Origin of the sequence: Grylomicrobium aquisgranense (assembly GCF_033971865.1) — a bacterium.
GTDB lineage: Bacteria > Bacillota_I > Bacilli_A > Erysipelotrichales > Erysipelotrichaceae > Bulleidia > Bulleidia massiliensis.
The window spans coordinates 74,112-100,787 of record NZ_JALBUR010000004.1 but is presented as its reverse complement, the minus strand read 5'-3'; the positions used below and the strand labels follow the sequence as shown (position 1 = coordinate 100,787).

The following is a 26,676-nucleotide window of genomic DNA, read 5'->3' as shown; positions in this document are numbered from 1 at the left end:
GTCACTCACCTCCTTTCTTCAGCTCATCCAGTGAATCAGCAAGCTTTTGCTGATCATCTGGGAACATATGTGCATAGTGATATGTGATGTAAACACTGCTGTGACCGACTCGCTGACCGATCGTAAGTGGAGACCACCCCATATGAATCAGTAAACTGACATGAGAATGTCTCAGATCATGAATGCGGATCCTGGGCAGCCCGGCACTTGCAGATCCCCTGTCCATTGCCCTTGAAAGCATAGATTTTGTCAGTGGAAACATGCGCTCATTTTGTTCAGGTTTATAGAGCATTTTCAGATAATCCTGCAGATCATGCACAAGGAAATCAGGCATTGAAACCTGCCGGATACTGTTTAAGGTCTTGGGTTTTGTAATGTATTCCTTACCCTTCAGTACGTAGTATGTCTTTGTGACATTGATGATTTTCTTGTCAAAATCAATGTCATCCGGTGTCAGAGCCAGCATTTCACCTTCACGCAAACCACACCAATAAAGGATCTGAAAGGCATAGTAATAGATGGGTTCAGCTTTCATTTCTTCAGAAAATGCAAGGTATTGTTCCTTGGTCCAGAAGCTGTTTTTCACTTCTTTGTCCGTCCCCATATTTCCCGCCAAGGCTGCAGGATTGGACTTTAGTTCGTAATATTTCATGCCGTGATTGAACATTGCCGATAACTGGTTATGGATTGTCTTCAGATAGCTCTTAGACAGCCCTTTTCCATTGGAATTCTCATAAGAAATCAGTCTGTTCTGCCACTGCATGACATCCCTTGTCGTGATCTCATTCATCGGCAATTTTCCGAGATACGGAACAATCCAGGTATCAATAAGGGATTGCTTCATCACGCATGTATCAGGCTTCAGACGGCCCTTCATGTCCTCCATGTACTTCTCGGAAAACATCTTCAGTGTCATGCCGGAGCTACCACTGTTCTTCATCTTGAACGCCTGTTCCCATTCAACTGCTTCTCTCTTGGTTGAAAAACCACGTTTGGTCTTGTAAATGGTCTTTCCGTCAAAATCCTTGTAGCGGAACTTACAGAACCACGGATTCTTACCCTTTCCCTTATAAGCCGGCATAATCAGTCCGCCTCCCTTTCTGATGACTTTCCTGTGTAAGTCTTCTCCTCAAAATAGATACGGCTTACCTTCCCCGGAACCGTCAGGTAACCCTGCGCTTCCAGCTGATCATTCAATTCTTTGATGATCTTGTATGCCATTGACCGAGATACTTCCATATACATGCAGACATCTTTTGCGGTCAGAAATCTTTTGTTACTCATAGGTACATTTTCCATGTGTTACCTCATAGCACGGTTTTCCGTGCTTCTATTATTAGTATAGCACGGTTTTCCGTGTTGTCGACACGATTTCCCGTGCTGTCTAAAAATGTTTTGTGGCTTTCATCAAAACGTGCTAACTTATTGGAAGAGGTTACTCATGATTGAATATAAGATTGATGTTATTGAAGCATTGAAAGATGCTGGCTATCCGGTACAGCGGATCCGTAATGAAAAGCTTTTGTCACAAAGCACTCTTAGTTCATTACGCAAAAATGCCTATATTTCTATGGACGCTTTGAACACAATCTGTATCCTTATTCATTGCCAGCCTGGTGATGTTATCCAAATGAATCTGTCTGAAGAAGAAAAAGAACAGTTTGCAAAGTAAACCGTTCATTCTGAGGTGATTATGAGTAGAAAAGCAGATATTGTTACACAGCCCGAAGAAAGTAAGCTTGAATCTCTGGATGCGGAGGAAATACGATCAGAAAAAGGATATCAGTATTACAGAGATCATTTTACTTTTAAGTGCCATGAATGCGGATGCCCGATGATTCTTACCAAAAGCTCAAAGAAATATACAACATATTACTTTCGACACAATGAATCAGATCCGGAAAAACGTTTTTCAAATTGCAAAGATTACAAACAAGGTATCAAGAAACTTAGCCGAAGTTCCGTAGCAGTCGGCGATAAGGTGTTTGATCCTTTCAAGAAAACGAATCCTACAGCAACTACCACAAGCGCTACGCATGCTTCCAGAGTCAGCAATTTATCAGACTCTGATGAAGATGAAAACGAAGAAAATACTTATGACCAGAGAAAGAACAGTAAGTATTACAAACTGGAAGCTCTATATTATGGCCTGAAGGATTCCCCTTCCTATGCCGAATGCAAGATCAATGATATTCACGGGAAAATACGCAGTTATCGTGTGGGTGATACTTTGATTGACGGAGAGACATACGAGAGACTCTCTGACATCAACATGTCGGATCCTCATGTCTTTACCTGCCGAGTTATTTCGCAGCCGGAAAGGAACGCAATAGCTCAACAGCTGAAAAATATGGGTGATAGGTATTTCAACAACCATATTTTTCTCAAAGCCAGCTACTCTGTAGAAAACAGTAATACTAAGCCGGTTTATATTGTGTTTAATTTGTATCCAAAGGAAAGAAGCGAGTATTTTGACGAATATAATGCGAAGAAAGAAAAATTTGGCGGGACTGTCGATATCGTTGTGTTTTCTACACGAAGTAAACTTATTTATGATGAAAATGACAAAGCAATTGTCGACATCACTGTCTATGACACTCCTCGCTATTGTTTTGTACCAGCTTCTGAAATTTGATAAGCTTTCCGGATTTCATCTGTCACATTCACTTCAGACTGTTCCGTTCTGGATGAATGCTTCTCAAGGACATCCAAGTTTGTTTGATCATCAGAGATATTCTCAATGCGAAGGGTATCTCTTTTTTCTCTGTTTCTCACATCAATGTACAGGTCTGCAGAACCCGATATTTCCAGATTTACAAACGGTTCATTATCAATGTGCAGACTTGAATTCAGCTTATAAGTATGATCCTCAGCTTGATTCAACGGATGCTTATTCATGATTTTCAAAAGTCTGTACAGGTACTCTTCATCAGCAAAGTCCACACGTTTTAAGGGCGTATTCTCAATGCAATGTCCCATAATGTACTGGGAATCCAGCATACTCATACCGAGTGTATAAAGATGTGTCGCCATGTTTCTGCGCAGAAGATAGGTAGTCACATCCTTCTCAACAAGTCCGTCTTCCGCATCATTTTCCTGTCTCAGTAAATATGAAAGACCCGCATACTCCTTTTCAGACATCTTAACTTTTTCTCTCAGAAGATTTTTACTGGCATCACTTAGGTTTCTGCTTGTGCACCGGATTCCATATGATGATCCGTGACAGGCAACCGGCATTTCATCAATACTCCTGTAAACAGTTCCGTCTTCCGCCGTGTACGGAAATGATATGTTCTCTGTCAGAAATGATTTTCTTTTCTGCAGAAGATCAAGAAGACAGTCAATCACCGGAATCTGCCTGGGTGCGTTATAAGTTTTTCCACCCAGTTTCAATGCATTGCTTGCGATCTTTGTTGTCTGATAAATCTGCATGTAATAGCATCCGGGATGATCCTGCATTTCACGGATACCGCCCCAATTTAAGCCGCAGGCTTCGTTATTACGGACAGCCGAGCAAAACATCAAGGTAAGTCCGATCAGCTCTCCTTGGCTTGTTTCCGGGTCTTTCAGAGCGTCACAGACAAGCAGTTCTTCCTTCACAGACAATGATCTGCGGATCAGCATTGCCGCAGCATTGACATCCTCCTTGGCATCCTTTCTCTTTTCAAAATCGTATCCGTTTCCCCACATTCTGTAATGATCAATATCCAGGTTCTGCAGATCTTTGAAGAACGCTTCACATGGATCATATACAAGATGACGGATATCGGTATTGATACTGAGACGGCTGTAGTTTGTTTCCTCTCCGATAACGGAAAGCAGTTCTTCCAGGTTTTCTTCCGAATATTCACTCATTGGGAAAGCCGTGTTGACATACGGAAAGATCATGGTTTCATACCGGTTGATATACGTGTCACGGGTTGTCTGATTGATTCCCTGTGTATAAGAATCAAAGTATTTATGCACCGCACCAATGAAATTCATCTTGCCTTTTGGTGTCAGTGTTTCTCTTTTCATATCAAAAAACAGCATTACTTTTCTCTCTTTCCACCGGTTACTTCCAGTTCAAAACCATACTTTGAACTGATTCTGATCTTTGCGTTTTCCCCCTTGATCCGTGCATGTATGCTCAGATCCGTGAGGTGGCAGTCATCTTCTTCTGTTTCACAGAAAACGTGACTTCCATCCAGTTGTCTAAAGACCACATACGTGTCCGTTTGTTTCTGCACCAGTCTGGCAATTCTTTCCTGCTTTAGTTTCAGGATCATCTGTGAGGCAGGATTACCAAAATCACAGTAATTTCTGGCAAAGGTCATATCCGGAACATTGCCCAAAAGATAATCCGTTTCACACTCTTCAAAAGCACATTCTTCAAGTGCCCAGTGTCTGTAATTTGATTTGAAATTGTCACCACTATAACCATTAAGATCAATGATTCTCTCTTCCTGGTCACTGGAAGACAGATCAATTTCATTTTTCTTCAGATATTTCCGAAGGACTTTACGGCACAGTTCATTCAGATTTGACGGTGTCACCACCCTTGTAAATCCGTTCAAGACAACCGTGCCATTACCAACAACCGACTGTTCAGCCAATTCACTGGCATCACTCAGATTGTATGCGGTCAGTTGTTTCTGCTGTTCTTCCTTCAGAAGATCCGCCAACAAATCCGGTATCGGAACCAGTCTGTAAGACTCTTTTTTTGAAAACGGTTGGTAAGTCTTTCCGTTGAAAGAAACCTTTCTCCGTATCACAAACTGATAAAATTTTTCTTCCGGAAATGACGGTACACGAACAATGTCCTTCCACTTCAATGCACAGACAGCACTTGTATCAATACCGGTCAGCAGCTTGATCAGAATGCCAAGATAACGTGAATCATCTTTGTAATTACGCAATGCCGTTTTGTAAATGCCGGTCATTTCTTTTAAAGAAAAGTGCCGTTTCACAAGGCTGTTACGGACTTCATAGTAACGACGGTCAAAGTTGCTGATCTGTCTCGCCGCCTTCTTCAAAGGATTCTCTTCCATCAGTTTCTGTTCCACCGCACGGTCAAAAACACCGGAAAGAGAATAAACAATGAATGACTTTACTTTCAGACTTTCAAAGCCTTCGAACAATTCTTCAACTGCATTGTTGATGATTTCATCCGTCACATACAAAGGTGGCAGGTCTCCGATCTTATTCAAAGCCTTCCTCATCCACTCCGGATGCTCCGCATACAACACATCGTATTCCGAATGAATATACAGGAATGTTTTCAACGAAATCTGTGAATTATTGTTTTCAAAAAGTTCTGTTGCTTTGTCACGAATCGAAAATATTTCTTCTTTTGTTTCTACGGTTGAGTACGGGTAAACAGAATCAAGCCAGTTAATAATTCCGTCTTCCGAAACACTGCGGACACTCTTTTCCGTTCCGGGAACCATTGATTTTCCGTCTGACGGATTAACGATGTAGGCATCAATTCGGAACAGGTCTTTGTTCTTTCTCAGCTTATAAGCAATCGTAATTTCATTTGAAAATGAATATAGCTGTGGCTTACGGCGCTGCCTTCCGGTTTTCAACAATGTGTCATATTCAGCACCGTGATAGAAAGATCTGTACGAAGAAATAACAGAACGATCTGCTGTAATGACAAACGGTTTCCTTTCAAGATACTGATCCTGATATTGTGTGACAGTCTTATACTGAATGATCTTTGTTTCTGTTGCGACACGATCATTACCGGAGAACCAGACAAACATTTTCCGCTTCGGATTTGTGTTGTAATTCATGTCTGGCGGAAGTAACTGCACCTGACATTGTGAGAATTGATTTTCCGAAACGATGACTTTGGTCACGTCATTTATCTGTGTATCGCTTCCGAAGATCATAAGATTTTTGATTGGCAAATACATCTGCCGGTACGTTTCCGCAATCAGTTTCACATCACTTTCCGCAGAAAATTTTCTGTCAAAGTAAAGAATGTTTGTATGATTTCTTCCGTATCTTTGAATGAAGTCCGTCAGCTTTTTCGATGAAATCCAGGAAACATTTTCCGGATAAACACCGGATTGATACAGAGAGAGTTCATTCATTTCCGATACCGCAAACGTAACTTTCTGTCTGGAAATTGAGCGATCATCCAACCACTTTCTCACAAAAAACGGTGATGGATTTATTACAAGTGCACCATCATTGTCACCGAATTTTGATGTGAAATCATAAAACAATTTATTGTTCTCGAGCACATAAGTGTTTTCACTTTCATCACTTTTCAGGCACGAAACGATCTCCGGAAATGAATATTTGATTGCCGGAATTTTATTTCTGATCGCAGCTAAATTTTTAATGTCTGTGTTAGTAACATCCGGATTTTTGCTTTTGATCAGCCCTATGAATCTGTTAAAGTCATTCACAAAAAATCTGATCAGATTGATTTTTGCTTCATCATCCGGAGAGAAATCCGTGATCAGACCAACAGCACTTTTCAGATTTTTTCCGACGGAAAATTCATTCCCGTGTGTAAGTTTCACACAACAAACCGCCTTATAAAATTCTCCAAATTGTTCAGCTGACACTTTCGAAAGTTTGGGACTTTTCGCATAGGAAGTTTTGAAATTCTGTAATGCTGTCTTTCTTCCGTCCACATTATGCGGACGATTCATTTCAACTTTCAGCCGAATAGAATACGCCGCCACGATCAAATTGGCCTGTGTCTCAATCGGTAGTTTATACCGAAGCAAACAGGATTCTGCCTCTTGGTAATCTTCAATGATTCCGTAACCTTCAAAGCGCAAAAACTTCCGCAGATCCTCACCATGGTGTTCCTGCATAAAAGTACGGATTTTCATTACCAGTTCTTTCAAAAGATCATCTTGATTTTCCATACCAGTAATATACCATATCTGTTGAAATGGCGTTAGCGTGCTTTGAATTAAATATTATTTATTTGATATTAAACGCCACTTTGAAAGAATATTTGTGGTCAAAATGGGATCAAAGAAAAAACAGGTATCCGGAAAACGCCTTGTTTAAGTCGTTTCCGGACACCTGTAAGCCACACGGTATTATTCCAGCTCGATGGTTCCGGGAGGCTTTGAGGTAAGATCATACATGACACGGTTGACACCTTTTACCTCATTGATAATTCTGTTCATGCATGTCTGCAGCAGCTTCCAGTCAAGGTTGGCTGCTTCGGCGGTCATGAAATCAGATGTCAGTACACCTCTTAGTACAACGGCATAGTCATAGGTTCTGTGATCACCCATGACACCGACGGAGCGCATATTGGACAGAGCTGCAAAAAACTGTCCTTTGCCGGTATCCACACCTGCTTTTTCAAGTTCCTGGCGGAAGATGGCATCTGCCTCCTGGACAATTCTGACCTTTTCTGCCGTCACCTCACCAACAATGCGGATGCCAAGCCCTGGTCCCGGGAATGGCTGTCTGAAGACCAGCTTTCCGGGAATGCCAAGTTCCAGGCCAACCTGTCTGACTTCATCCTTGAACAGCGTTCTTAACGGCTCCACGATTTCCTTGAAATCAACATGATCCGGCAGACCGCCGACATTGTGATGGGACTTGATGACTGCACCCTTGCCAATGCCGGATTCTACAACATCCGGATAAATGGTTCCCTGGGCAAGGAAATCCACCTTCCCGATTTTCTTTGCTTCTTTTTCAAAGACATTGATGAACTCAGCACCGATGATCTTTCTCTTCTGCTCAGGATCGGATACACCCTTGAGCTTTTCATAGAAGTAATCCTGAGCATTGACTCTGACAAAGTTGAGCTCATAGGGACCATTGGGGCCAAAGACTGCTTCGACTTCATCGCCTTCATCTTTGCGCAGCAGGCCGTGGTCCACAAAGACACAGGTCAGCTGCTTGCCTACTGCCTTTGACAGCAGGACCGCGCATACAGAAGAATCTACGCCGCCGGACAGAGCACACAGCACTTTGCCATTGCCGATCTTCTTACGCAGTTCCTGTACAGATGTTTCCACAAAGGAATCCATCTTCCAGTCACCGGCACAGTGGCAGATGTCATACACAAATGAATGGAACAGCTTCTGTCCTTCTTCGGTATGGACAACTTCCGGATGGAACTGCACAGCATACAGCTTCTTTTCCGGATTCTCCATGGCTGCGACCGGGCATACCTGGGTATGGGCAGTTACCGTAAAGCCTTCCGGTGCCTTGGCAATGTAATCTGTATGAGACATCCAGACGGTAGAAGTTTCCTTCCAATCATGCAGCAATACCGACTTTTCTGTATCCGCATGGACTTCTGTATGGCCATATTCTGAGACCGGTGCTGTTTTGACTTCACCTTTGAGAAGATATGCCATCAGCTGGGCACCATAGCAGATGCCAAGCACCGGAATGCCAAGTTCAAACAGCTTTGGATCATAGGACAAAGAATCTTCCAGGTAGACACTGTCTGGTCCACCGGTCAGAATAATGCCCTTCGGATTCATTTCCTTCAGCTTTTCCAGCGGTGTTGTATAGGGATGAATCTCACAGTATACGTGATTTTCACGGACCCGGCGGGCAATCAGCTGCTTATACTGTCCGCCAAAGTCCAGTACGATAATTTTTTCCATTGATGCATCTCCTGTCAATTAAGCGGCATCTTTTGCCTTTGCATGCTTGGTATCCAGTACTGCCGATACAAAGCCTCGGAACAGCGGATGTGCCTTGTTAGGACGGGACTTGAACTCCGGGTGATACTGCACGCCGACATAGAAGCGGTCAGACGGGCATTCAATTGCCTCAACCAGCTTTCCATCCGGGGATGTACCGACGATGTTCATGCCATTCTTCTCAAAGTCTTCACGATAGTCGTTATTGAACTCATATCTGTGGCGGTGGCGTTCTGAAATCTGGTCAACGCCATAGCACTTCTCCAGCAGAGAACCCTTGCGGATCACACACGGATAGGCACCAAGACGCATTGTGCCGCCCTTATCAATGTCATCACTCTGACCATGCATGAAGTCAATGACCTTATGCCTGGAAGATGGATCAAACTCATTGGAGTTGGCATCCTTGTAGCCAAGAACATCACGGGCAAACTCAATTGTTGCAATCTGCATGCCCAGACACAGACCCAGATACGGCACATTGTGCTCTCTGGCATATTTTGCCGAGGCAATCATGCCTTCAATGCCTCTGTCACCAAAGCCGCCCGGGACAATGATGCCCTGCACATCACGGAAGATTGCCGGTGCACTTTCATCCGTCACATCTTCACTTTCCACCCACTTGATATGGACATGGGCGCCATTCTCATAACCGCCGTGCTTAAGGGATTCCACGACAGAAAGATACGCATCATGCAGAGCCACATACTTACCAACCAGGGCAACTGTGACATCCTCATCTGCCTTGTGGATTCTTTCAAGCATTTCATACCACTCGCTCAGATCGATGGAACCCGGATCAATATGGAGCTCACGGCAGACAATAGAAGACAGGTTCTGCTGTTCCAGCATAACCGGTGCCTCATACAGATCGCCGACGGTTGTATTTTCAATGACGCAGTCCGACTTGACGTTGCAGAACAGGGAAATCTTCTGCTTGACGTTCTGCGGCAGACGGCCGTCGCAGCGGGCAATAATGATGTTCGGACGTACGCCAAGGTTCTGCAGTTCCTTGACGGAGTGCTGGGTCGGCTTGGACTTGTACTCGTTGGAGCCGCTGATATACGGAACCAGAGTGACATGAATGAAGCAGACATCCTGCGGTCTTTCAATCGAGATCTGACGAATCGCTTCAATGAACGGCTGTGACTCGATGTCACCAACCGTGCCGCCAATCTCGGTGATGACGATATCCGCATCGGCACGCTTGCCGACACTATAGATGAAACGCTTGATCTCATTGGTAATATGCGGAATGATCTGGACTGTCTCACCCAGATATTCACCACGGCGCTCCTTCTGCAGTACATTCCAGTACACCTTGCCGGTAGTCAGATTGGAATACTGGTTCAGATTCTCATCGATGAAACGCTCATAGTGGCCCAGATCAAGGTCTGTCTCGGCACCATCTTCTGTGACAAAGACTTCGCCATGCTGATAAGGAGACATCGTACCCGGATCTACATTAATATATGGATCCAGTTTCTGCGAAATAACCTTGAAGCCTCTCTGCTTCAGCAGTCTGCCAAGGGACGCTGCTGTAATGCCTTTGCCAAGTCCTGATACGACACCGCCTGTAACGAAAATATACTTCATGATGTTCAACTCCCATCCTTTCCAACCCGATAAACAAAGAAAAAGGGCACTAAATCCACGCGGCTTCAAAAGCCGTTTTTTTTAATGCCCTTTACGACGCAAAGAATGATAACACTGTGCCCGCCTGAGGGCAACTGTTTTTTAGAGAACTTTGAAGATTGCCAGGATCAATACCAGAATACCAAGTGCAATGCGATACTTGCCGAATACAGTGAAGTCATGCTTGCGGATATAGGCCATCAGATACTTGATGACAGCCACAGATACCACAAATGAAACAAGCATGCCGACCAGCAGGACAAGCCATGCTGCACCGGACATCACAACGCCCTTGGCAAGCATCTTGACAATCTTGAGCAAAGAAGCACCGAACATGACCGGAATAGCCATGTAGAAGGAGAACTCAGCGGCCGTCGGACGGTCAAACTTCAGCAGGGTTGCACCAAGAATCGTAGAACCGGAACGGGAAGTACCCGGAATCAGAGCCAGACACTGGAAGGCACCAACCTCCAGTGCTTTCTTATAGGAAATCTGTCTGATCTCTGTGACTTCATACTGATGCTCTCTCTTCTCCAGGAAGATAAAGGCAACGCCATAAGCGATCAAGGCAATGGCAATGACAATCGGCGTGCTCATTTTGGCATCGATCCAGTCATCCAGCAGGAAGCCGACAATGGCGGCCGGAACCGTTGCCACAATGATCTTGATCCAAAGACGCAGAATACTGCGCTTTTTCTTCTCGGAATAACCCTTTTCAAACGGCCACAGCTTATGCCAGTACAGCAGCATCACGGCAATGATGGAGCCAAACTGAATGACAACTTTATACATATCCCAGAAAGCTGTGTTCGCTGCTGCATCTGCCCCGAACACATTCAGCGGCATGAACTTTTCCAGCAGGATCAGGTGACCGGTTGAACTGATCGGCAGCCATTCGGTCACGCCCTGCACGATGCCAAACACAATGGACTTCAAAATATTCAGTATTACTGACATACGTGTTTCCACCTTTCAAAAACAGACTGGATTATATCACACATCACCATGCATATCCTTAAGATTTATAAACAATGCACTCAATCCTGCCCAGGATCCATGATGATCATCTTTCCGCCGCCATCATCTATGTCCTTCCAGTCTTTCCTGCCGCGCACATCAATGACATCCCCGCCTGGCCAATGATCTTCCAGTACCGCCCCACGCAGATATCCCTGCAGATCATCATGCCTTTCTGTATCCCAGAGGATCATCTCCAGCTCCGGATTCTTCTCTTTCAGCTGCTTCAAAAGACTGGCACCAATCACGCTTTCTTTCTGATGCAGAGAAACCACATTCATGATCCGGCCGGAATAGTTCATATGATCCAGCCAAAGTGCATCTTCATCACTTTCCTCACGATGTGCCCATCTTTCCGCACCGAATCCGCTGATCGTTTCCGGCATTTCGCCAATGATCTCGATCCCTGCATCAGCCGCTTCCTGACGTATGGCATTCCACTGCAGAAACAGTTCATACTGCAGGAATGTCTCATACAGAATGTCATCGGTGAATTCATGCAGATCAATGCTGCCCGTCAGCGGTTCATCCCGATACGCCTGAGGCCATGTCTGCCATGCAGAGCCATTGAATTTCTTTTGAAAGCACGCATAGACCGCTTCATCCCGCAGCCAGTTTTGATAAGCAAAGTTGGCAAAGTTATAATCCGGCTTGAAATTGTGCCACGCCTGAAAAAACCATGGTCCTTTCATGATCCGGATCTGATCTTTTGACAGTCCTTCTTTCATTCTGGCAAAAGGTTCTTCGACCAGTTTCTGCTGGTACAGTGTTTCAATATCAAGATATACCGGATCCAGCGCATAGTACGATGTACAGCTGTCATTCATTGATGCCTGCAGGCAGGGTACATACCATGCATCCACCCCTTTTTCGGCAAGCGTATGGACAAACTGCTTCGTCTCTTTGCCAAAAGTGCCGCAGCCTTCCCGCACCGATATCTTTTCCACTGACATTGCAATCCCTGTTTTTCTCATGTCATTTTCCTTCTTTTTCTTTCCTTTGTAGTGTATCGTTATCACTGTTAAAAGAAAAGCGAGGAGATTTCATGGTAATTATTGAAATGGAAGACGGCAGTCAGATCAAGATTGAGCTCGATGATCAGGCAGCCCCGATTACAGCGGCTAATTTCCGCAAACTGGTCAAGGAAGGCTTCTATGACGGCCTGACCTTCCACCGTATTATCAAAGGATTCATGATCCAGGGCGGCGATCCCTCAGGAAACGGCACTGGCGGTGCCAAAGAGAACATCAAGGGTGAATTTGCCGCCAATGGCGTGAACAATCCTATTCATCATGTCCGCGGTGTGATTTCCATGGCCAGAGCCCAGGATTACAACTCTGCCAGCAGCCAGTTCTTCATCATGCATGATGATGCCCCATATCTGGATGGTCAGTACGCTGCCTTCGGCCATGTTGTAGAAGGCATGGATGTTGTTGATCATATTGCCAACACGCCAACCAACTTCATGGATCGTCCGAATCAGCCGGTCATCATGAAGAAAGTCTGGATTGAAGAATAAAGAACGCAAAAAAGGAACGGTGGGATCCTGCAGAAATCTGCAGATCTCATCGTTCTTTTCATAACTGCTTAAAGTCCCTTCTCACACAGCTGGCGGGCTGTTTCATCCTGCACGGTCACACCAGCCTGCTTAAGTTCCTCAACCTTATCATGAAACTTCGGCAGATACTTCTCATTGGCTACCAGCATCTCATTGAGCAGATCCTGGGCACACTGGCCATGATCCACCAGCGGATTGATCTGGAAAGCCTCCAGTGCCTTGCCATAGTCGCCATGCAGTGCTGCATCGATGATGGTTTCTTCCATGGCCTTCATCAGCTGCACCATACCTCTGACCGCCGGTTCCATCCTGCCAAAGGCAATCGGCTCAGCACCATGACGGGTAATTCTGGCACTGACTTCCACAATGGCCTGTGGATCCAGATCCACAAGCGCACCCTTGTTTTCTGTAGAAACAACCATGACCCTGCCCGTGTCATTATAGATGGCATTGATCGTCTCACAGGCCGCATCGCTGTAATACTTGCCGCCGCGCTTGCCAAGCAGTTCAGGCATTTCATGAAGAGCAGGATCCTTGTACAGCTCAAACAGCTGATGCTCTACTTCCTTGACCATCTCCGCACGTGTCTTATGTTCGGCATAATCCTCCAGCTCCTTCTTTCTCATCTGACTGGTCAGGTAATAATAGCGGTGATAGCCGCACGGCAGGCAGTCCATGCTTAACAGCTGATCCAGCAGGAATTTTTCATTCTGGATATTTGCCATGTTGGACTTGTCATCCTTCATCATGGCACGGGCAATCTCATGGGTTACCTCCTGGCCTGTCTTTTTGTCATAGGCACGGTGGAAGTGGAAATGGTTCAGACCGCCGAACACAAAGTCCAGATCACCTTCCTTTTTGCCAATCATGACCGGCTCATTCTTCATGATATTCACCGGCACATTGCAAAGACCGATGCACTTCTTCCAGCCGCACTGTCTGATGACAGTCTCTGTGATCATGCCGCTGGGATTGGTAAAGTTGATCAGCCATGCATTCGGGCACAGTTCCTTCATATCCTGGATAATCTGGGCAATCACCGGTGCTGTGCGCAGCAGCTTGAACATACCGCCGGCACCATTGGTCTCCTGACCGATCATGCCATGGCTTAACGGAATACGCTCATCCTTGATACGTGCATTGAGCAGGCCGACACGGAACTGTGTTGTCACAAAGTCCGCATCCTTCAAAGCCTCTCTTCTGTCCAGAGTCAGATGCACCTTGACATCATAGCCAGACGCATCCCACATTCTCTGAGCAAGTGCACCAACAATCTCCAGCTTCTTCTTACCATCAGGAATATCCACCAGCCAGATCTCTCTGATGGGCAGTGTGTTATACCGCTTGATAAATCCCTGCATCAATTCCGGCGTATAGCTGGAACCACCGCCAATTGTTACAATCTTAACACCTTTCATTTGATTTCTTCCTCCTGGCTTTGATGATAGGCACACATGAAAAAATGAGAAGAGAGGAAAGAACGGTTGGCATTTTGTGCCGGCATATCTTACTTTTTTGATATTTATTCCGGCATCATGTTACAATACGGTCATGAATCTCAATACAGCGCTCAAAGAAAAAGACGGCTTCAGTGAGAATGAAGCCAGAATCGCAGACTACATTCTTTCCCACAAGGATGCCGTGCTGCAGATGCCGATTCAAAAGCTGGCCAGGGAGACCTACACTTCCACCAGTGCCATCATGCGGCTTTGTGCCAAACTGCAAACAAGCGGCTATCGTCAGTTCAAGATTCTCTATGCCCAGCAGCTGACTGAAAACACCAACGATGCCGTAGATCCCAACTTTCCGTTTTCCCGCTATGATTCCACATCTGAAATTGCAACAAGCCTTGCCAATCTGAGCACGGAAACCCTGCGCGCAGCCAGGAATACACTGTCTCTGGAAGATATGCACAAAGCCTGTCTTGCCATTCACAATGCCAGACAGACAGCGATCTTTGGTGTTGGCGATGCCTACCTTGCCGGTCTGATGTTTCAGGCCCGCATGATCCGGGCAGGCACGGTATGTCTGGCCACGCCGGTATATGGTGAACAGCACCACCTGGCCCAGACTATGCACAAAGAAGACTGTGCCCTGTTTCTGTCCTATTCCGGTACAACAAGAGAAACAGTAAGCTGTGCCCAGGCTGCCCGAGCCAACCATGCCAGACTTGTCTGCATCACGGCCAATGCCAGCTCTCCCCTGGCAAAACTGTGCCATGTGGTGCTGTTGCTGCCGGCAAAAGAAAATAAGTTCCACCGCATTGCCTCGTTCTTTTCTGAAGAAGCGATGACCTATTATCTGAATATCATGTATGCCTGTCTGTATGTCATGGACTATGATGCCCACATCCGTAAGTCCATTGACTGATCTTTCTGCTACAATAGCCCCATGAAAATCACAAATCTGATAGCTGCGGCAGTTCTGTCTGCCAACACAGTGAGTACGCCTGTATCAACTGTCATCCAGAAACAGGATGACAGTGCTTCTTCCCTCCAGCTGGATGTCAGCCTGCAGAGTAATGATGCCTATGTCATCGATGCAGAGAACGGACAGGTCCTGCTGGATCAAAACAGTGAGGCAAAGATTTATCCTGCTTCCATGACCAAGATCATGACGGCAGTTGTTGTGCTGGAATCCGGTCTGTCTCTGGATCAGACCGTAACAATCACGGATGAGATGCTGGACGGGCTGTATGAAGCTGAGGCAGCTGTGGTTGGCTACAGTGCGGGTGATACACCAACAGTGCGTGATCTGCTGTATGGTGCGCTGCTGCCATCAGGTGCAGATGCTGTCAATGCACTTGCCTATGCCGCCAGCGGTTCAATTGACAAGTTTGTGGAAGCCATGAACCAGAAGGCAGAAGAGCTGGGCATGGACAATACCCACTTTGTCAATCCAACCGGCCTGCATGATGATAATCACTACTCCACGTGTAAAGACATCGCCACGCTGACAAACTATGCCGTCCAAAACGAGACGTTCCGGGAAATTTTCTCTTCCTCTTCCTATACGGATACCCTGGGCAATCTGATGTATTCGACGGTGGCAGGGGCCATTGAACGCGATCATATCTCATTGCCAGGCTTTGTCGGAGATAAAACCGGCTATACGGATGATGCCGGCCATTGCATGGCCTCCTACAGTGAGCTTAATGGCATGAAAATCATCATCGTCACCGCCCATGCCATGACCGATATCTATGCCACATCCCATCTGCAGGATGCCTCCACAATACTGAATGCTCTGAACAGCTGGTCAAGAAAGACCGTTGTCAGCACGGGTGATACACTGGGCAGCTATATCGCAGAGAAAGTCATTGGCAGGATGGAAGAAACCATCACAAGCAGTGAAGATATTACTGCCGACGTGCCGGATGATGCCAAGATTGCTGTCACGACAGATCTTGCCAACAGTTACACAGCCACAAATCAAGACCAGACAAAGCAGCTCAACATTACAGTGACAGCCGATGGAAAGACTGTTGCAGAAACAGCACAGACATTCACCATTCCAAAAGCCAATGATTTCTTCAACCGTATTCTTATCTTCTTCCGTGATCTGTTTTAGGCTTCTTCATGAAGGAAAGAAATTTCATCTTCACACCGGAAGGCACCACACAAAGCAGTTTGTTCAAAGAACCGATGACGACAACGGTTCTTTTTTGATATGTGCGCACAATGACATCTGCCACATGCTGGGCACTTGTATGATATGCAGACATGCGGCCGCCGCTTTTTGCATAGAAAGCAGTATCGACAGGGCCCGGGCAGACACAGCATACATGAACGCCATATGGCTTCATTTCCACTTCCAGAGCACGGCTGTAGGAAAGCACAAATGACTTGGAGGCATAGTAGGACGCAATATAAGGACCAGGCTGAAAAGCACCCGTCGAAGACAGATTGATGATTGTACCATGTCCGCGCTCACACATATCTTTTCCAAACAGCTTACACAGATCCATGACAGCTTTGATGTTGAGATCCACCAGGATATCCTCCTTTTCAATATCCTGATCAATGGCTTTTCCAGCAAAGCCAATGCCGGCATTATTCACCAGAATCTCAACACGCTTGTCCTTTACAGTTTCATACAGCCGCATGAGCTGCTCATGGTTGGAAAGATCACAGGCATACACATCCACACAGATGCCATATCTTCCTTCCAGCCTGCTCTTCACTTCTGCCAGGGCATCCTGATGGCGGGCACAAAGCACCAGGTCACTGCCCTCTTTGGCAAACCTTTCAGCAAGCGCACAGCCGATGCCCATCGTAGCCCCGGTAATCAGTACAGTCTTCTTCATCACCGTTATCCTACCAGAATGATGTGATCCATTCACAAAATTGTTCACGTTCTTTTCACTCTGCTTTCAATGTTTCAGCACAGACCGGAAGTACTATAAGACCATCAAAAGAAAGGAGGAACCAATCAATCAGCCGCAGCCATGCTGGCAATCGCATCAAAGTAAACAAAAAACATATAACTTTCCCTCTCAAGAAATACGAAAACGGCCAGAATAATCCCCTTTCAACGGCCGTTTTCATTTTGTCTGCACAAAACAAACCTATGCTAAAATCAGGAAAAGGAGATTGCTATGATTTATCCGTCTTTTCTAAAACCAGGTGATACGATCGGCATCTGTGCTCCCAGCGCAGGTGTTGGTGACAAGCTTGAAAGCTATGATGCTTCCCTTGCCGTATTAAAGCAGCAGGGATACCGAATCAAAGAAACGGCATCGGTCAGAAATGCAGATCAGCGCAGTGCCGATGCAAAAACACGCGGACAGGAGTTCACCCAACTGCTGAAAGATCCTGATGTAAACATGGTTCTTTCGGCTGCGGGCGGTGACTTTCTCAATGAAATGATTCCGTATGCAGACTTTTCTGTGCTGAAGAAACATCCCAAGTGGATCATGGGTGCCTCTGACCCGACTGGCCTTCTGTATCCTGCCACAACCATCTATGATGTGGCATCGCTGTATGGCATGAATGCCGGCAGCTTTGATCTTGGTACAAAATGGGACTACATTGCCAATGCTCTGGAAGTCATGAAAGGAAAAAGGATGGAAGAGCACAGCTTTCCACGCCATATGGCCAAAGCCAAATTTCTGGTAGATACGCCTGCCTATGACAGCGATACGCAATGGCAGAGTGAACAGGATCACTTTGTGGCAAAAGGCCGCTGCATCGGCGGCTGTATTGATGGTCTCAAGGATCTGATCGGCACGCCTTATGAAGATACAAAAGGCTTTGTGGAAAGATACAAAGAAGATGGCCAGATTTTCTACTTTGACAACTTTGCACTGTCGGCAGAAAACTTCTACCGCACATTGAAACAGTTCCGCTATGCCGGCTGGTTTGAACATACAAATGCTGTATTGATCGGCAGAGTGCTGTTTCCGTCTTCTGAAACCGGCATGACCTATGAAGAAGCAGCCAGAATGGCGCTGGAAGGCATTCCGTATGTTCTGGAAGCAGATATCGGCCATACGATCCCATGCATGATCATGATCAATGGCGCCATGTTGGAAGTGCAGTATGACCATGGCCATGCCACTTTGAAATTTGCATGTAAAGAATAAGTGCAGTGTGGTAGAATATCTCATGTATGGGGCCATAGCTCAGCTGGGAGAGCGCATGGTTCGCAATCATGAGGTCGCGAGTTCGATCCTCGTTGGCTCCACCATTCTATGTAAAGTCGAACACGGGAATCTTTGTATTCCAATTCACTTTGCTAAAGATTCAACGTGTCCTGGATATATTTCCGGGCACGCTTTTTTTATATCATCGTCGTCATGATTGCGGCAGTGTGCAATCATGAAGGTCCGATTTCATTGATGTTTCGTCCTATCACATCCGTAATGTACGCGCTCACAGCAGCTGTATAATCAATGATCACACATAAAAAAGCCGCACAGCGGCTTCGTTCATAACTTTCTTACTTGGTAAACACGTACTTCTGCAGACGTCCAAATGCTTCCTGAACGCGGGACAGCGGCAGTGCCAGATTCACACGGATGCCATATTCTCCATGGAATGGTCTGCCATCCTGCCATTCTACGCCAACATCCCATCCTCTGTGCAGAACTTCACCGACATCAATGCCATGGGCTTTGCAGTACTCTGTGCAGTCCAGGAAAAGCATGTAGGTGCCTTCCGGTCTGGCAACAGAAACTCCCGGGAAGTTTTTCTCAATGAAGTCAACGGCGTAGCTGACATTGCCAGTGAGTACCTGACGCAGCTCATCCAGCCATTCCTGTCCTTCTGGCTTATACGCACCAATCAAAGCATGCATGGACAGTACATTCATACTGTTGTAATGGCACAGTGATGCCTCTTTGGCTTCACGCTCACGCAGCCAGTCATTGTAAATGATGTGATAGGACCCGATCAGGCCGGCAAGATTGAATGTCTTGCTCGGCGCATAGAACGCTGCCACATGCTGGCGGGCCCATTCATTGACAGACTGCGTCGGTGTATGATGATAGCCTTCCAGGATCAGATCAGACCAGATCTCATCTGAGATGACCCACACATCATGATCGGCATATACCTGCATGGCCTTTTCAATCTCTTCTTTTGTCCAGACACGGCCGCACGGATTGTGAGGAGAGCAGAAGATAGCCGCATGAATATGATTTTCTTCAATCTTTTTTGCCATGTCTTCATAGTCCATCCGCCAGATGCCATCCTTGTCACGATACAAAGGACTGTGAACAATATGGTAGCCGGCATTGGTCAAACAACCAGTAAAGCCAATATAAGTCGGTGAGTGCAGCAGCACATTGTCGCCTCTTGAACAAATGACATTCAGCACTGAAATCACACCGCCGAGCACACCGTTTTCATAGCCAATGTGCTTCTTCTCGAGGCCTTGAACACCATTGCGCTCTTTCTGCCAGTTGATGATGCTGTTAAAGTATTCATCCGTAGGCATGAAATAGCCATATGCCGGGTGCTGGATACGTTTTTCAAGCTCGGCAGTAATGGAAGGTGCTGTCGGGAAGTTCATATCTGCAACCCACATCGGAATGGCATCAAAGCCGTCTTTCGGCGCAGCTGGTGCACCTTTGCCATCTTTGGAAAGACCATCTACCGCAATGGCATCCTTGCCATGGCGATCCATAATTGAAGTGAAATCGTATTTCATCGCATTCTCCTCCATATAATGCCTAGTATAGAAACCAAAATCTGGATGTAAAACAAAAAAAGGCAGAACTTCATCAATTTTTCAGAAAAAATTCTGTCTTTGCAAAGCTTTTCAGAAAAGCAGAGAGACTGCCTCCGGCACATGCAGACGGCTGGTTTCTTTTCCAAGCGTGCCATCTTCCTGAATCGGGAAGCTGACAAGCTCATTGGAATAGCGGTTGGCAGAGATCAGATATCCGTCACACAGATTGATATCGCGCGGATGTTTGCCACCGCAGGAAACAACCTGCTTCAATACCGGCACATGATCCTTCAGCGCAATCACAGAAATCACATCTTTCGTGCGGGTGGAAACATACAGATACTTCTCATCATCCGACATCCGGATGGCTGCAGTATCGCGCACATGCATTTCACCATTTGCCAATACTGGAATCCGGTAGAGCACTTTCCAGCTGTCACAGGAAATCACAAACAGCTCATTGGAGAGTTCTGAGACAAGATAGAGATATTTTCCATCTTTGGTGAAAACACCATGTCTTGGCCCGGTGCCCTGATCAAAACGGATCGAGCCCTTTGGATGCAGAGTCATCTTGTCATACATCATGACACGGTCCAGAAACAGACATGGCACCAGAATCGTATCATCATGCACCAGTACCTGATGACAGCCGGCGCCATCCCGGATCAATACGGTATCCACCAGCTTCAGGCGGTTATTGATGATCTGCAGCACCGAGAATGTACCGGCATGATAGTTGGCCGTGTACAGACGGTCCCCATCACACGTAATAAAGCATGATGTCCTGTCTTCATAGCTGATGGCATCCAGCAGGTTCCCTGCTTCATCAAACAGAGCCACACCGGAACCATTGGGGAAATCTCCCACACTGGCAATGCCATCCGCCCATCTTGTTACATATTTTGGATTTTCAATCTTCGCAAACAATTCTGCATCCCGCAGAATTCCATCTTCCAGCACAAAGGAATAGATTCCCTGTGCACCGGCACTTGTATACGTGCCCGCATAGCCTTTTCTTTTCATGCCTCTATTATAGCGCTTACACAAGCTCTCTGAGCATTTTCGGCAGATCCTGCACCGTCACAATACCCAGCGGCTGCTGATCCCGTTCCGCATTTTCTGTAATGATGATCGCCATCGCCGCAGCACCAAGACGCAGTGCTTTCTCAAAAGATGCCATAGCATCCATCACCTTTGCCCCGCGGTTTAAAAACACCACGCGCTCCTTACGGCTGCTGGAAAGAACATCCTTCACCTGCAGCAAAGCATCACGTCCATCCATCGCCCAGGCACAGATATCCTCCATCTGCAATAAACCGCGATAGATCCCATTTTCATAGACCGGCACCTTGGAAGAGCCAAGCTTTTTCATCAGCGTATAGGCAGATGGGATCGTATCCTGCAGGGAAACCGTTTTGACCGGTTTGCTGGCATATTGCAGCAATGTATCATCGCCTGTTAACAGTTTTGCAAGCCGTTCAATATCCTGCACAGCCTGATCCGTCGGCTGGGCAATGATCTCATTGCGGCTGTCACGCAGGTGCACAATGGCATTGCGCAGCTCATTGAACTCCCGCAGCTCCTCCTGATGATGCGAAACAACCCAACTGTGCTTTGCACACATCGACAGCAGCTGTGAAAACGGAATATATCTGGTCTCTCTGGCCATTGTACTCAGCTCATGTTCAATAGACGCATAGGCATCCAGAAAGCGTCTGGCATTGTCATTCTGGCTCATGAATACCCTCTCTTTCCTTGAGCAGATCATCTGCCTTCATGTGATCAATGATCATCTTCATCAGTGTTTCCATTTCACCGCCCTCACGATAATCCGCATGAGCCATAAAATTCACACGGCCGTCCCGGATCAGCTTCTCGGCAACTGTTCTACTCTTGTCATAGACTGCAATGGACTTTCCCCCATACAGCTTCACCAGCCGCATACACGGCACATCGGTAAACCCATCCGCCACATAGACCATTCTTTCAAACGGCACCGGCCTCACACGGGGATCCAGATAGTCATTCAGATCCGCATCATTGCTTTCATCCAGCACCTGCTTGTTAATACGGAAGATATATTGCGTCTTGGTCGTGTAATTCACAATCCGGGCCGGCCACTTGGCATCGCCATGTTCATCATAGTAATAGCGGCAGGCATAGATGCGGGTAAACTGATCCGCAATCGGCAGTGCTTCAATAATCTCACTCATGCCGGAACTGATGATGTAGTGCTCGATTGTAAAACCAGCCGCTCTGCCATATGCATTGATGCGGGAAAACCATGTCTCAACACCTGGAAACAGCACCACATCCTTGCCAAGGGACAGAAAGTTCTCCTTCCGCAATGGCATGCCCTCTTCCTCATACTTTCGTTTCAGAAGATACAGGTAAGCAGAAATCGCATCCATGCGGTTGGTGATGGCAAGGCGCGTCACCTCAGCCCAGAAATCCCGGGGATGATCATAGCCAAGCCGCGGAATGAGGGAATACTCCTCCATATCCCGCGGTGACAGTGTTTTATCAAAATCGTATAAAATTGCGGCTTTTTTCATATTCTCTTCCTTTCCCTTCATCATACAAAAGGAAGCAGAGAAAGAAAAGCCAGAAAAAAAGAAGACCACATGACGCGGTCTTCTGAAATGATCCATCTTACAGAGCTAACAGCTTGATGATCGCAGTGGCATAAATCTCTGCCTGTTTCAGCAGTTCATCAATGCGCACCCATTCATTTGTATTGTGAATGCGGTAATCCTCATGAGGGAATGCACAGCCAAACGCAATGGTGTTGTCAATGCCCTTGGCATATGTACCGCCGCCAATGACCAGCGGCTGGCTCTCCGTATCGCCAGTGACTTCACGATAGGCATCCAGCAATGTTGTGACAAGTGGCGAATCTACCGGGAAGAACAGCGGCTCAACTGTATGCTTGATCTCAATCAGGCCATTTTCATCTTCCAGATGCTCACTCCACTGCTTGACAACCTGCTTGGCATTGAAGGTAACCGGGAAGCGGATATCAATCGTTCCCTCAATCACGCCATCCTTCATGCCAATAACACCATTGTTCAGTGTCAATGCACCATATTCATCCTTGCAGGCAACACCGGCAGAAGTACCATCGGTCTCCAGTCCGAAGTGGTCACAATAGAATTCCACAAACGGATCCTGGCAGCCGGCTGCGTGCAGACCGCACATCAGATAGGAAATGGCATTGCGGCCAAGTTCCGGCGTGCTGGCATGAGCAGCCACACCCGTCACACTGATGCGGACATTTTCGCCCTCTTCGTTCATCTCATAGGCAATCGAGTTATTGTTGAAATAATCTTCCAGTGCCTTCTTGGAGAACGTGCACTTCTTCAGAAGAATCATGCAATTCTTGCACACAATGTTGGAAACTGTACCGCCCTTGATGTCCAGAATCTCTGTCTTCTTGGAACGGTAAACGGCGCCAACCATACCCTTTTCACCATAGACAAGCGGAAATTCACCATCTGGTGTAAAGCCATAGTCAACACTGCCTTCCTTCTTGACATAGTAGGCAAGACCCTTGGAGCCGGACTCTTCATTGGTTCCCATGATCAGACGCACACGTTTGTTCATCGGGATGCCAAGGTCACGCACAGCCTTCATGGCAATCATGCTTGCCACCACAGCACCCTTATCATCGGAAACGCCGCGGCCATACAGAATGCCATCCTTCTCCGTCATCTCAAACGGCTCGGTGTCCCAGCCATCGCTCTTTGCGGCCGGTACAACATCCAGATGACCGACAATGCCGATCAGCTTCTCGCCTTCACCCATTTCAGCATATCCAATGTAATTATCCAGATTGACTGTTTTGAAGCCATCCTCTTGCAGAAAGGACAGAGCTGTTTCCAATGCTTTCTTCGGTCCCGGTCCAAACGGTGCGCCATCCTCCGGTGTACCCATGGCAGAATTCACTGCCACAAGACTCCCCAGACGGCTGACCAGTTCATCGCGGTAACCCTCTATGACTGACTTTACGTCCATAACTTTTCCTCCAGAAAATACCCGTATATTATACGCACGAAGCTGTTAAAACTCAATTTGCAGGCCGACCGGGCAGTGGTCAGAGCCAGTCACCGTATCATAAATCAAAGAATCTTTGACATTTCCTGCAATCCGATTGGATACCAGGAAGTAATCGATCCGCCAGCCGGCATTCCTTTCCCTTGCCTTGAATCGATAGCTCCACCAGGAATACTTCACTGCATCCGGATACAGATGCCGGAACGTATCGGTAAAGCCGGCAGCCAGCAGTTCCGTCATCTTCGCACGCTCTTCATCAGAGAAACCGGCATTATGATGATTAGATGCCGGATTTTTGATATCGATCTCTTCATGGGCAACATTGAGATCACCGGTATAAATCACTGGTTTTGTCTGATCCAGCTTCAAAAGATGTGCTTTCAGATATCCTTCCCATTCCATACGGTAATCCAGCCGGGCAAGCTGTTCCTTGGAATTGGGCACATAGGCACATACAAACCAGAAATCCGGATATTCCAGCGTAATCACACGCCCTTCTTTGGTTGTATCGCCGTCAATATCATAAATGACCTGCAGCGGCTCTTTCTTTGCATAAACCATTGTGCCGGAATACCCTTTTCTTTCTGCACTGTTCATATAACGGAAATAGCCGTCAAAGGACATCGAATCATCAAGCTGATCCGGCTGCATCTTGGTCTCCTGAATCGCAAACAGATCTGCATCCGCCTGTGCAAAGAAGTCAGAAAACCCCTTCTTCATGCATGAGCGCAGGCCATTCACATTCCAGGAAACAAGTTTCACAGCTCTCTTGTCTGTTTCCATAGCCATTGTTTTTCCTCCTCATTTAAATATGGAGAAAGCGTATCATACACATGCTGGTGATAGACATTGATTTGCTCAATCTCTTTCTTTTCCAGCAGGCTGACATCAATCGCATCCCGATCATACGGACACAGTGTCAGGTCCTCAAAGTACAGCCACTGACCATAGAAGTTATGCGTGCCTTTGCGCACCAGCAGTTCATTCTCGATACGGATGCCAACCTTATGCGGCAGATACACGCCAGGCTCATCCGTCACAACCATGCCGTCTTCCAGCACTGAGGAAGGACGGGCAGCACTTGGCACACCCCAGCGCACAGCCTGAGGACCTTCATGGACGCCAAGCACATGGCCAACCCCATGACCGGTGCCGCACTGATAGTCAATATCCTCATCCCATAACGGTCCTCTGGCCAGAATATCCAGATTGTTGCCGCAGGTGCCATACAGGAAACGGGCACGTGCCAATGCCAGATGTCCCTTTAATACAAGCGTATACAGCTTCTTCTCTTCCGCAGTCAATTTGCCAAGTGAGATCGTACGGGTAATATCGGTCGAACCATCACGGTATGTACCGCCGCTGTCCACCAGCAGAAAGCCCTGCGGCTTACACATGGCATACTGCTTTTCAGTTGCCACATAGTGCATCATGGCACCATTGGCCTGATATGCGGAAATCGTCGGAAAACTTGGTTCCAGATAGTCCGGCTGTGCAGCCCGCAGCGCATACAGATGATTCTGGGCAGACAGTTCACTCATCGTACCAGATGCCGCATGATCCTTGACCCACTTGACAAACTTCACCATGGCAATGCCATCTTTCAGATGAGCATGGTGGATATTTGCAATTTCCGTTTCATTCTTCATGGCACGGAACAGTTCCACTGGAGAATGGGCATTGAGAATACGGTTATGGCCGGCACGCAAAGCATCATATAATTCCGCATTCAAACCGGAAAGATCTGCCCAGACAACCTGATTAGACAAGGAAGAAAGATCTGCCTGCAGACTGCCATATGGCTTTACAGACACATGCCAGCCGGCAAGATAGGCAGCCACTTCTGATGAGACAGCCTTTTCTGCCACATAGTAAGATGCCTGATCCTTTTCAATCAAGGCAAAGGCATATGGCACCGGCGTACACGGAATATCATCCCCGCGCACATTCAATACCCAGCACGGATCTTCCAATGCCGTCAGCACCAGCACATCCGCACCTTTTTCAGCCATTGCCTTTCTGACTCTGGCCAGACGCTCACCGGCACTTTCACCGGTATACTTTTCATCCATCAAAAACAATGGCTTTTCAGGCATGGCCGGACGGTCCTTCCAGATCATGCCAACCAGATCCTCACGCATATGCAGGGACGCATGGCGCATAGAAAGTGCACGGCTCAAAGTAAGGGCAGCCTGCGCAGATACCACATGGCCGTCAAAGCCAAGAATACCGTTATCCGGTGTGTTCTGAATCAGAAAATCCAATGGATTGGGCACACCCTCCTGGCGCAGCCGCATCAGTGTCACACCGGTGCCAGCCAGCTCCATCTCTGCCTGGGTAAAGTAGCGTCCATCCGTCCAGAGGCCGGCAAAGTCTCTGGTGACAATGGCACAGCCGGCATCACCGGTAAAACCGGTCAGCCATGACTTGCACTTGAAATGATCAGCCGTATATTCCTGAGACAGATGGTCATCCTCATTGGGAACATAATACACATCAATGTTTCTGGCCTGCATCAATGCACGCAGAGCCGCAATTCTTTCCTGTATTTCCATTTTCATTTAACCTCGTAACGTACTCCATTATATGCAAAACAAAGCAGAAGGAACA

At 46.8% G+C, this 26,676-nt stretch carries 23 protein-coding genes and 1 tRNA gene; 7 read left to right on the top strand and 17 right to left on the bottom strand.

Translation table 11 applies throughout. The features are described 5' to 3' along the window. Position 1: 1 nt before the first annotated feature. Positions 2-1,081 (bottom strand): site-specific integrase, encoded by a 1,080-nt coding sequence (locus MOZ60_RS03070; protein WP_370595611.1) that lies wholly within the window; start codon positions 1,079-1,081, stop codon positions 2-4. 2 nt (positions 1,082-1,083) lie between these two features. Beyond that, positions 1,084-1,284, bottom strand: a complete 201-nt coding sequence (locus MOZ60_RS03065) for a hypothetical protein (RefSeq protein ID WP_108775310.1) — start codon at positions 1,282-1,284, stop codon at positions 1,084-1,086. 157 nt (positions 1,285-1,441) lie between these two features. Between MOZ60_RS03065 and MOZ60_RS03060 the strand changes: the two genes are divergently transcribed. Then, complete coding sequence (locus MOZ60_RS03060) at positions 1,442-1,672, top strand: helix-turn-helix domain-containing protein (protein WP_167836302.1); 231 nt, start codon at positions 1,442-1,444, stop codon at positions 1,670-1,672. 21 nt (positions 1,673-1,693) lie between these two features. Next, positions 1,694-2,635 carry a hypothetical protein gene (locus MOZ60_RS03055; RefSeq protein ID WP_108775128.1) on the top strand — a complete coding sequence of 314 codons (942 nt, stop codon included), beginning with the start codon at positions 1,694-1,696 and terminating at the stop codon, positions 2,633-2,635. Here the strand turns inward: MOZ60_RS03055 and MOZ60_RS03050 are convergent. From MOZ60_RS03050 to MOZ60_RS03025, 6 genes are all read right to left on the bottom strand, one after another. Beyond that, positions 2,605-4,032: a hypothetical protein gene (locus tag MOZ60_RS03050; protein WP_370595610.1), complete on the bottom strand. Its 1,428-nt coding sequence runs from the start codon at positions 4,030-4,032 to the stop codon at positions 2,605-2,607. The genes MOZ60_RS03055 and MOZ60_RS03050 overlap by 31 nt on opposite strands. Then, complete coding sequence (locus tag MOZ60_RS03045; RefSeq protein ID WP_370595609.1) at positions 4,032-5,777, bottom strand: site-specific integrase; 1,746 nt, start codon at positions 5,775-5,777, stop codon at positions 4,032-4,034. The genes MOZ60_RS03050 and MOZ60_RS03045 overlap by 1 nt, the downstream gene beginning before the upstream one ends. Positions 5,778-7,052: 1,275 nt before the next feature. Beyond that, the gene (gene guaA, locus MOZ60_RS03040) at positions 7,053-8,591 is read right to left on the bottom strand and encodes a glutamine-hydrolyzing GMP synthase (protein ID WP_370595608.1); all 1,539 of its coding nucleotides are present in this window, start codon (positions 8,589-8,591) and stop codon (positions 7,053-7,055) included. A gap of 18 nt (positions 8,592-8,609) precedes the next feature. Then, complete coding sequence (gene pyrG, locus MOZ60_RS03035) at positions 8,610-10,226, bottom strand: CTP synthase (protein ID WP_425349072.1); 1,617 nt, start codon at positions 10,224-10,226, stop codon at positions 8,610-8,612. A gap of 141 nt (positions 10,227-10,367) precedes the next feature. Beyond that, positions 10,368-11,222 (bottom strand): undecaprenyl-diphosphate phosphatase, encoded by an 855-nt coding sequence (locus tag MOZ60_RS03030; protein WP_370595607.1) that lies wholly within the window; start codon positions 11,220-11,222, stop codon positions 10,368-10,370. 80 nt (positions 11,223-11,302) lie between these two features. Continuing rightward, positions 11,303-12,256: a 4-alpha-glucanotransferase gene (locus tag MOZ60_RS03025; RefSeq protein WP_370595606.1), complete on the bottom strand. Its 954-nt coding sequence runs from the start codon at positions 12,254-12,256 to the stop codon at positions 11,303-11,305. Between the two features lie 71 nt (positions 12,257-12,327). Between MOZ60_RS03025 and MOZ60_RS03020 the strand changes: the two genes are divergently transcribed. Beyond that, a complete protein-coding gene (locus tag MOZ60_RS03020; protein WP_277655064.1) occupies positions 12,328-12,801 on the top strand; it encodes a peptidylprolyl isomerase in 474 nt (157 codons plus the stop codon). A 68-nt stretch (positions 12,802-12,869) separates the two neighbouring features. Here the strand turns inward: MOZ60_RS03020 and MOZ60_RS03015 are convergent, their stop codons facing one another. Continuing rightward, positions 12,870-14,258: a 6-phospho-beta-glucosidase gene (locus tag MOZ60_RS03015; protein WP_370595605.1), complete on the bottom strand. Its 1,389-nt coding sequence runs from the start codon at positions 14,256-14,258 to the stop codon at positions 12,870-12,872. A 133-nt stretch (positions 14,259-14,391) separates the two neighbouring features. Here MOZ60_RS03015 and MOZ60_RS03010 point away from each other — a divergent pair, with 133 nt between their 5' ends. Both MOZ60_RS03010 and MOZ60_RS03005 read left to right on the top strand, forming a co-directional pair. Beyond that, positions 14,392-15,210 carry a MurR/RpiR family transcriptional regulator gene (locus MOZ60_RS03010; protein ID WP_370595604.1) on the top strand — a complete coding sequence of 273 codons (819 nt, stop codon included), beginning with the start codon at positions 14,392-14,394 and terminating at the stop codon, positions 15,208-15,210. 21 nt (positions 15,211-15,231) lie between these two features. Beyond that, positions 15,232-16,410, top strand: coding sequence for a D-alanyl-D-alanine carboxypeptidase family protein (locus MOZ60_RS03005; protein WP_370595603.1), 1,179 nt, complete (start codon positions 15,232-15,234; stop codon positions 16,408-16,410). Here MOZ60_RS03005 and MOZ60_RS03000 read toward each other — a convergent pair. Beyond that, positions 16,385-17,146 (bottom strand): SDR family NAD(P)-dependent oxidoreductase, encoded by a 762-nt coding sequence (locus tag MOZ60_RS03000; RefSeq protein ID WP_370595602.1) that lies wholly within the window; start codon positions 17,144-17,146, stop codon positions 16,385-16,387. The genes MOZ60_RS03005 and MOZ60_RS03000 overlap by 26 nt on opposite strands. A gap of 291 nt (positions 17,147-17,437) precedes the next feature. On the opposite strand from MOZ60_RS03000, the gene MOZ60_RS02995 reads away from it, so the two are divergent. Then, positions 17,438-18,424, top strand: a complete 987-nt coding sequence (locus MOZ60_RS02995) for an LD-carboxypeptidase (protein ID WP_370595601.1) — start codon at positions 17,438-17,440, stop codon at positions 18,422-18,424. A gap of 28 nt (positions 18,425-18,452) precedes the next feature. Continuing rightward, positions 18,453-18,528: transfer RNA gene (locus MOZ60_RS02990), tRNA-Ala, on the top strand. A 252-nt stretch (positions 18,529-18,780) separates the two neighbouring features. On the opposite strand, the gene MOZ60_RS02985 is transcribed toward MOZ60_RS02990, so the two are convergent. The 7 genes from MOZ60_RS02985 to MOZ60_RS02955 form a co-directional block, all read right to left on the bottom strand. Further along, positions 18,781-19,992: a MalY/PatB family protein gene (locus tag MOZ60_RS02985; RefSeq protein WP_370595600.1), complete on the bottom strand. Its 1,212-nt coding sequence runs from the start codon at positions 19,990-19,992 to the stop codon at positions 18,781-18,783. Positions 19,993-20,103: 111 nt separating this feature from the next. Beyond that, entirely contained in the window at positions 20,104-21,036 is a 933-nt protein-coding gene (locus MOZ60_RS02980) for a lactonase family protein (protein WP_370595599.1), read from the bottom strand. 16 nt (positions 21,037-21,052) lie between these two features. Next, the gene (locus tag MOZ60_RS02975; protein ID WP_370595598.1) at positions 21,053-21,751 is read right to left on the bottom strand and encodes a CBS domain-containing protein; all 699 of its coding nucleotides are present in this window, start codon (positions 21,749-21,751) and stop codon (positions 21,053-21,055) included. Then, positions 21,738-22,568, bottom strand: coding sequence for a haloacid dehalogenase-like hydrolase (locus MOZ60_RS02970; RefSeq protein WP_277635666.1), 831 nt, complete (start codon positions 22,566-22,568; stop codon positions 21,738-21,740). The genes MOZ60_RS02975 and MOZ60_RS02970 overlap by 14 nt, the downstream gene beginning before the upstream one ends. 97 nt (positions 22,569-22,665) lie before the next feature. Beyond that, complete coding sequence (locus MOZ60_RS02965; RefSeq protein WP_108775151.1) at positions 22,666-24,027, bottom strand: Sapep family Mn(2+)-dependent dipeptidase; 1,362 nt, start codon at positions 24,025-24,027, stop codon at positions 22,666-22,668. Between the two features lie 45 nt (positions 24,028-24,072). Next, positions 24,073-24,828, bottom strand: coding sequence for an exodeoxyribonuclease III (locus MOZ60_RS02960; protein WP_370595612.1), 756 nt, complete (start codon positions 24,826-24,828; stop codon positions 24,073-24,075). Then, entirely contained in the window at positions 24,825-26,627 is a 1,803-nt protein-coding gene (locus MOZ60_RS02955) for an aminopeptidase P family protein (RefSeq protein WP_370595597.1), read from the bottom strand. Before MOZ60_RS02955 ends, MOZ60_RS02960 begins: the two co-directional genes overlap by 4 nt. Positions 26,628-26,676: the final 49 nt, after the last annotated feature.

Excerpts from the sequence above, each read along its gene's own strand:
- MOZ60_RS03070 (WP_370595611.1), bottom strand. The coding sequence starts at position 1,081 with ATGCCGGCTTATAAGGGAAAGGGTAAGAATCCGTGGTTCTGTAAGTTC.
- MOZ60_RS03065 (WP_108775310.1), bottom strand. The coding sequence starts at position 1,284 with ATGAGTAACAAAAGATTTCTGACCGCAAAAGATGTCTGCATGTATATG.
- MOZ60_RS03060 (WP_167836302.1), top strand. The coding sequence starts at position 1,442 with ATGATTGAATATAAGATTGATGTTATTGAAGCATTGAAAGATGCTGGC.
- MOZ60_RS03055 (WP_108775128.1), top strand. The coding sequence starts at position 1,694 with ATGAGTAGAAAAGCAGATATTGTTACACAGCCCGAAGAAAGTAAGCTT.
- MOZ60_RS03050 (WP_370595610.1), bottom strand. The coding sequence starts at position 4,032 with ATGCTGTTTTTTGATATGAAAAGAGAAACACTGACACCAAAAGGCAAG.
- MOZ60_RS03045 (WP_370595609.1), bottom strand. The coding sequence starts at position 5,777 with ATGAATTACAACACAAATCCGAAGCGGAAAATGTTTGTCTGGTTCTCC.
- guaA (WP_370595608.1), bottom strand. The coding sequence starts at position 8,591 with ATGGAAAAAATTATCGTACTGGACTTTGGCGGACAGTATAAGCAGCTG.
- pyrG (WP_425349072.1), bottom strand. The coding sequence starts at position 10,226 with ATGAAGTATATTTTCGTTACAGGCGGTGTCGTATCAGGACTTGGCAAA.
- MOZ60_RS03030 (WP_370595607.1), bottom strand. The coding sequence starts at position 11,222 with ATGTCAGTAATACTGAATATTTTGAAGTCCATTGTGTTTGGCATCGTG.
- MOZ60_RS03025 (WP_370595606.1), bottom strand. The coding sequence starts at position 12,256 with ATGAGAAAAACAGGGATTGCAATGTCAGTGGAAAAGATATCGGTGCGG.
- MOZ60_RS03020 (WP_277655064.1), top strand. The coding sequence starts at position 12,328 with ATGGTAATTATTGAAATGGAAGACGGCAGTCAGATCAAGATTGAGCTC.
- MOZ60_RS03015 (WP_370595605.1), bottom strand. The coding sequence starts at position 14,258 with ATGAAAGGTGTTAAGATTGTAACAATTGGCGGTGGTTCCAGCTATACG.
- MOZ60_RS03010 (WP_370595604.1), top strand. The coding sequence starts at position 14,392 with ATGAATCTCAATACAGCGCTCAAAGAAAAAGACGGCTTCAGTGAGAAT.
- MOZ60_RS03005 (WP_370595603.1), top strand. The coding sequence starts at position 15,232 with ATGAAAATCACAAATCTGATAGCTGCGGCAGTTCTGTCTGCCAACACA.
- MOZ60_RS03000 (WP_370595602.1), bottom strand. The coding sequence starts at position 17,146 with ATGAAGAAGACTGTACTGATTACCGGGGCTACGATGGGCATCGGCTGT.
- MOZ60_RS02995 (WP_370595601.1), top strand. The coding sequence starts at position 17,438 with ATGATTTATCCGTCTTTTCTAAAACCAGGTGATACGATCGGCATCTGT.
- MOZ60_RS02985 (WP_370595600.1), bottom strand. The coding sequence starts at position 19,992 with ATGAAATACGATTTCACTTCAATTATGGATCGCCATGGCAAGGATGCC.
- MOZ60_RS02980 (WP_370595599.1), bottom strand. The coding sequence starts at position 21,036 with ATGAAAAGAAAAGGCTATGCGGGCACGTATACAAGTGCCGGTGCACAG.
- MOZ60_RS02975 (WP_370595598.1), bottom strand. The coding sequence starts at position 21,751 with ATGAGCCAGAATGACAATGCCAGACGCTTTCTGGATGCCTATGCGTCT.
- MOZ60_RS02970 (WP_277635666.1), bottom strand. The coding sequence starts at position 22,568 with ATGAAAAAAGCCGCAATTTTATACGATTTTGATAAAACACTGTCACCG.
- MOZ60_RS02965 (WP_108775151.1), bottom strand. The coding sequence starts at position 24,027 with ATGGACGTAAAGTCAGTCATAGAGGGTTACCGCGATGAACTGGTCAGC.
- MOZ60_RS02955 (WP_370595597.1), bottom strand. The coding sequence starts at position 26,627 with ATGAAAATGGAAATACAGGAAAGAATTGCGGCTCTGCGTGCATTGATG.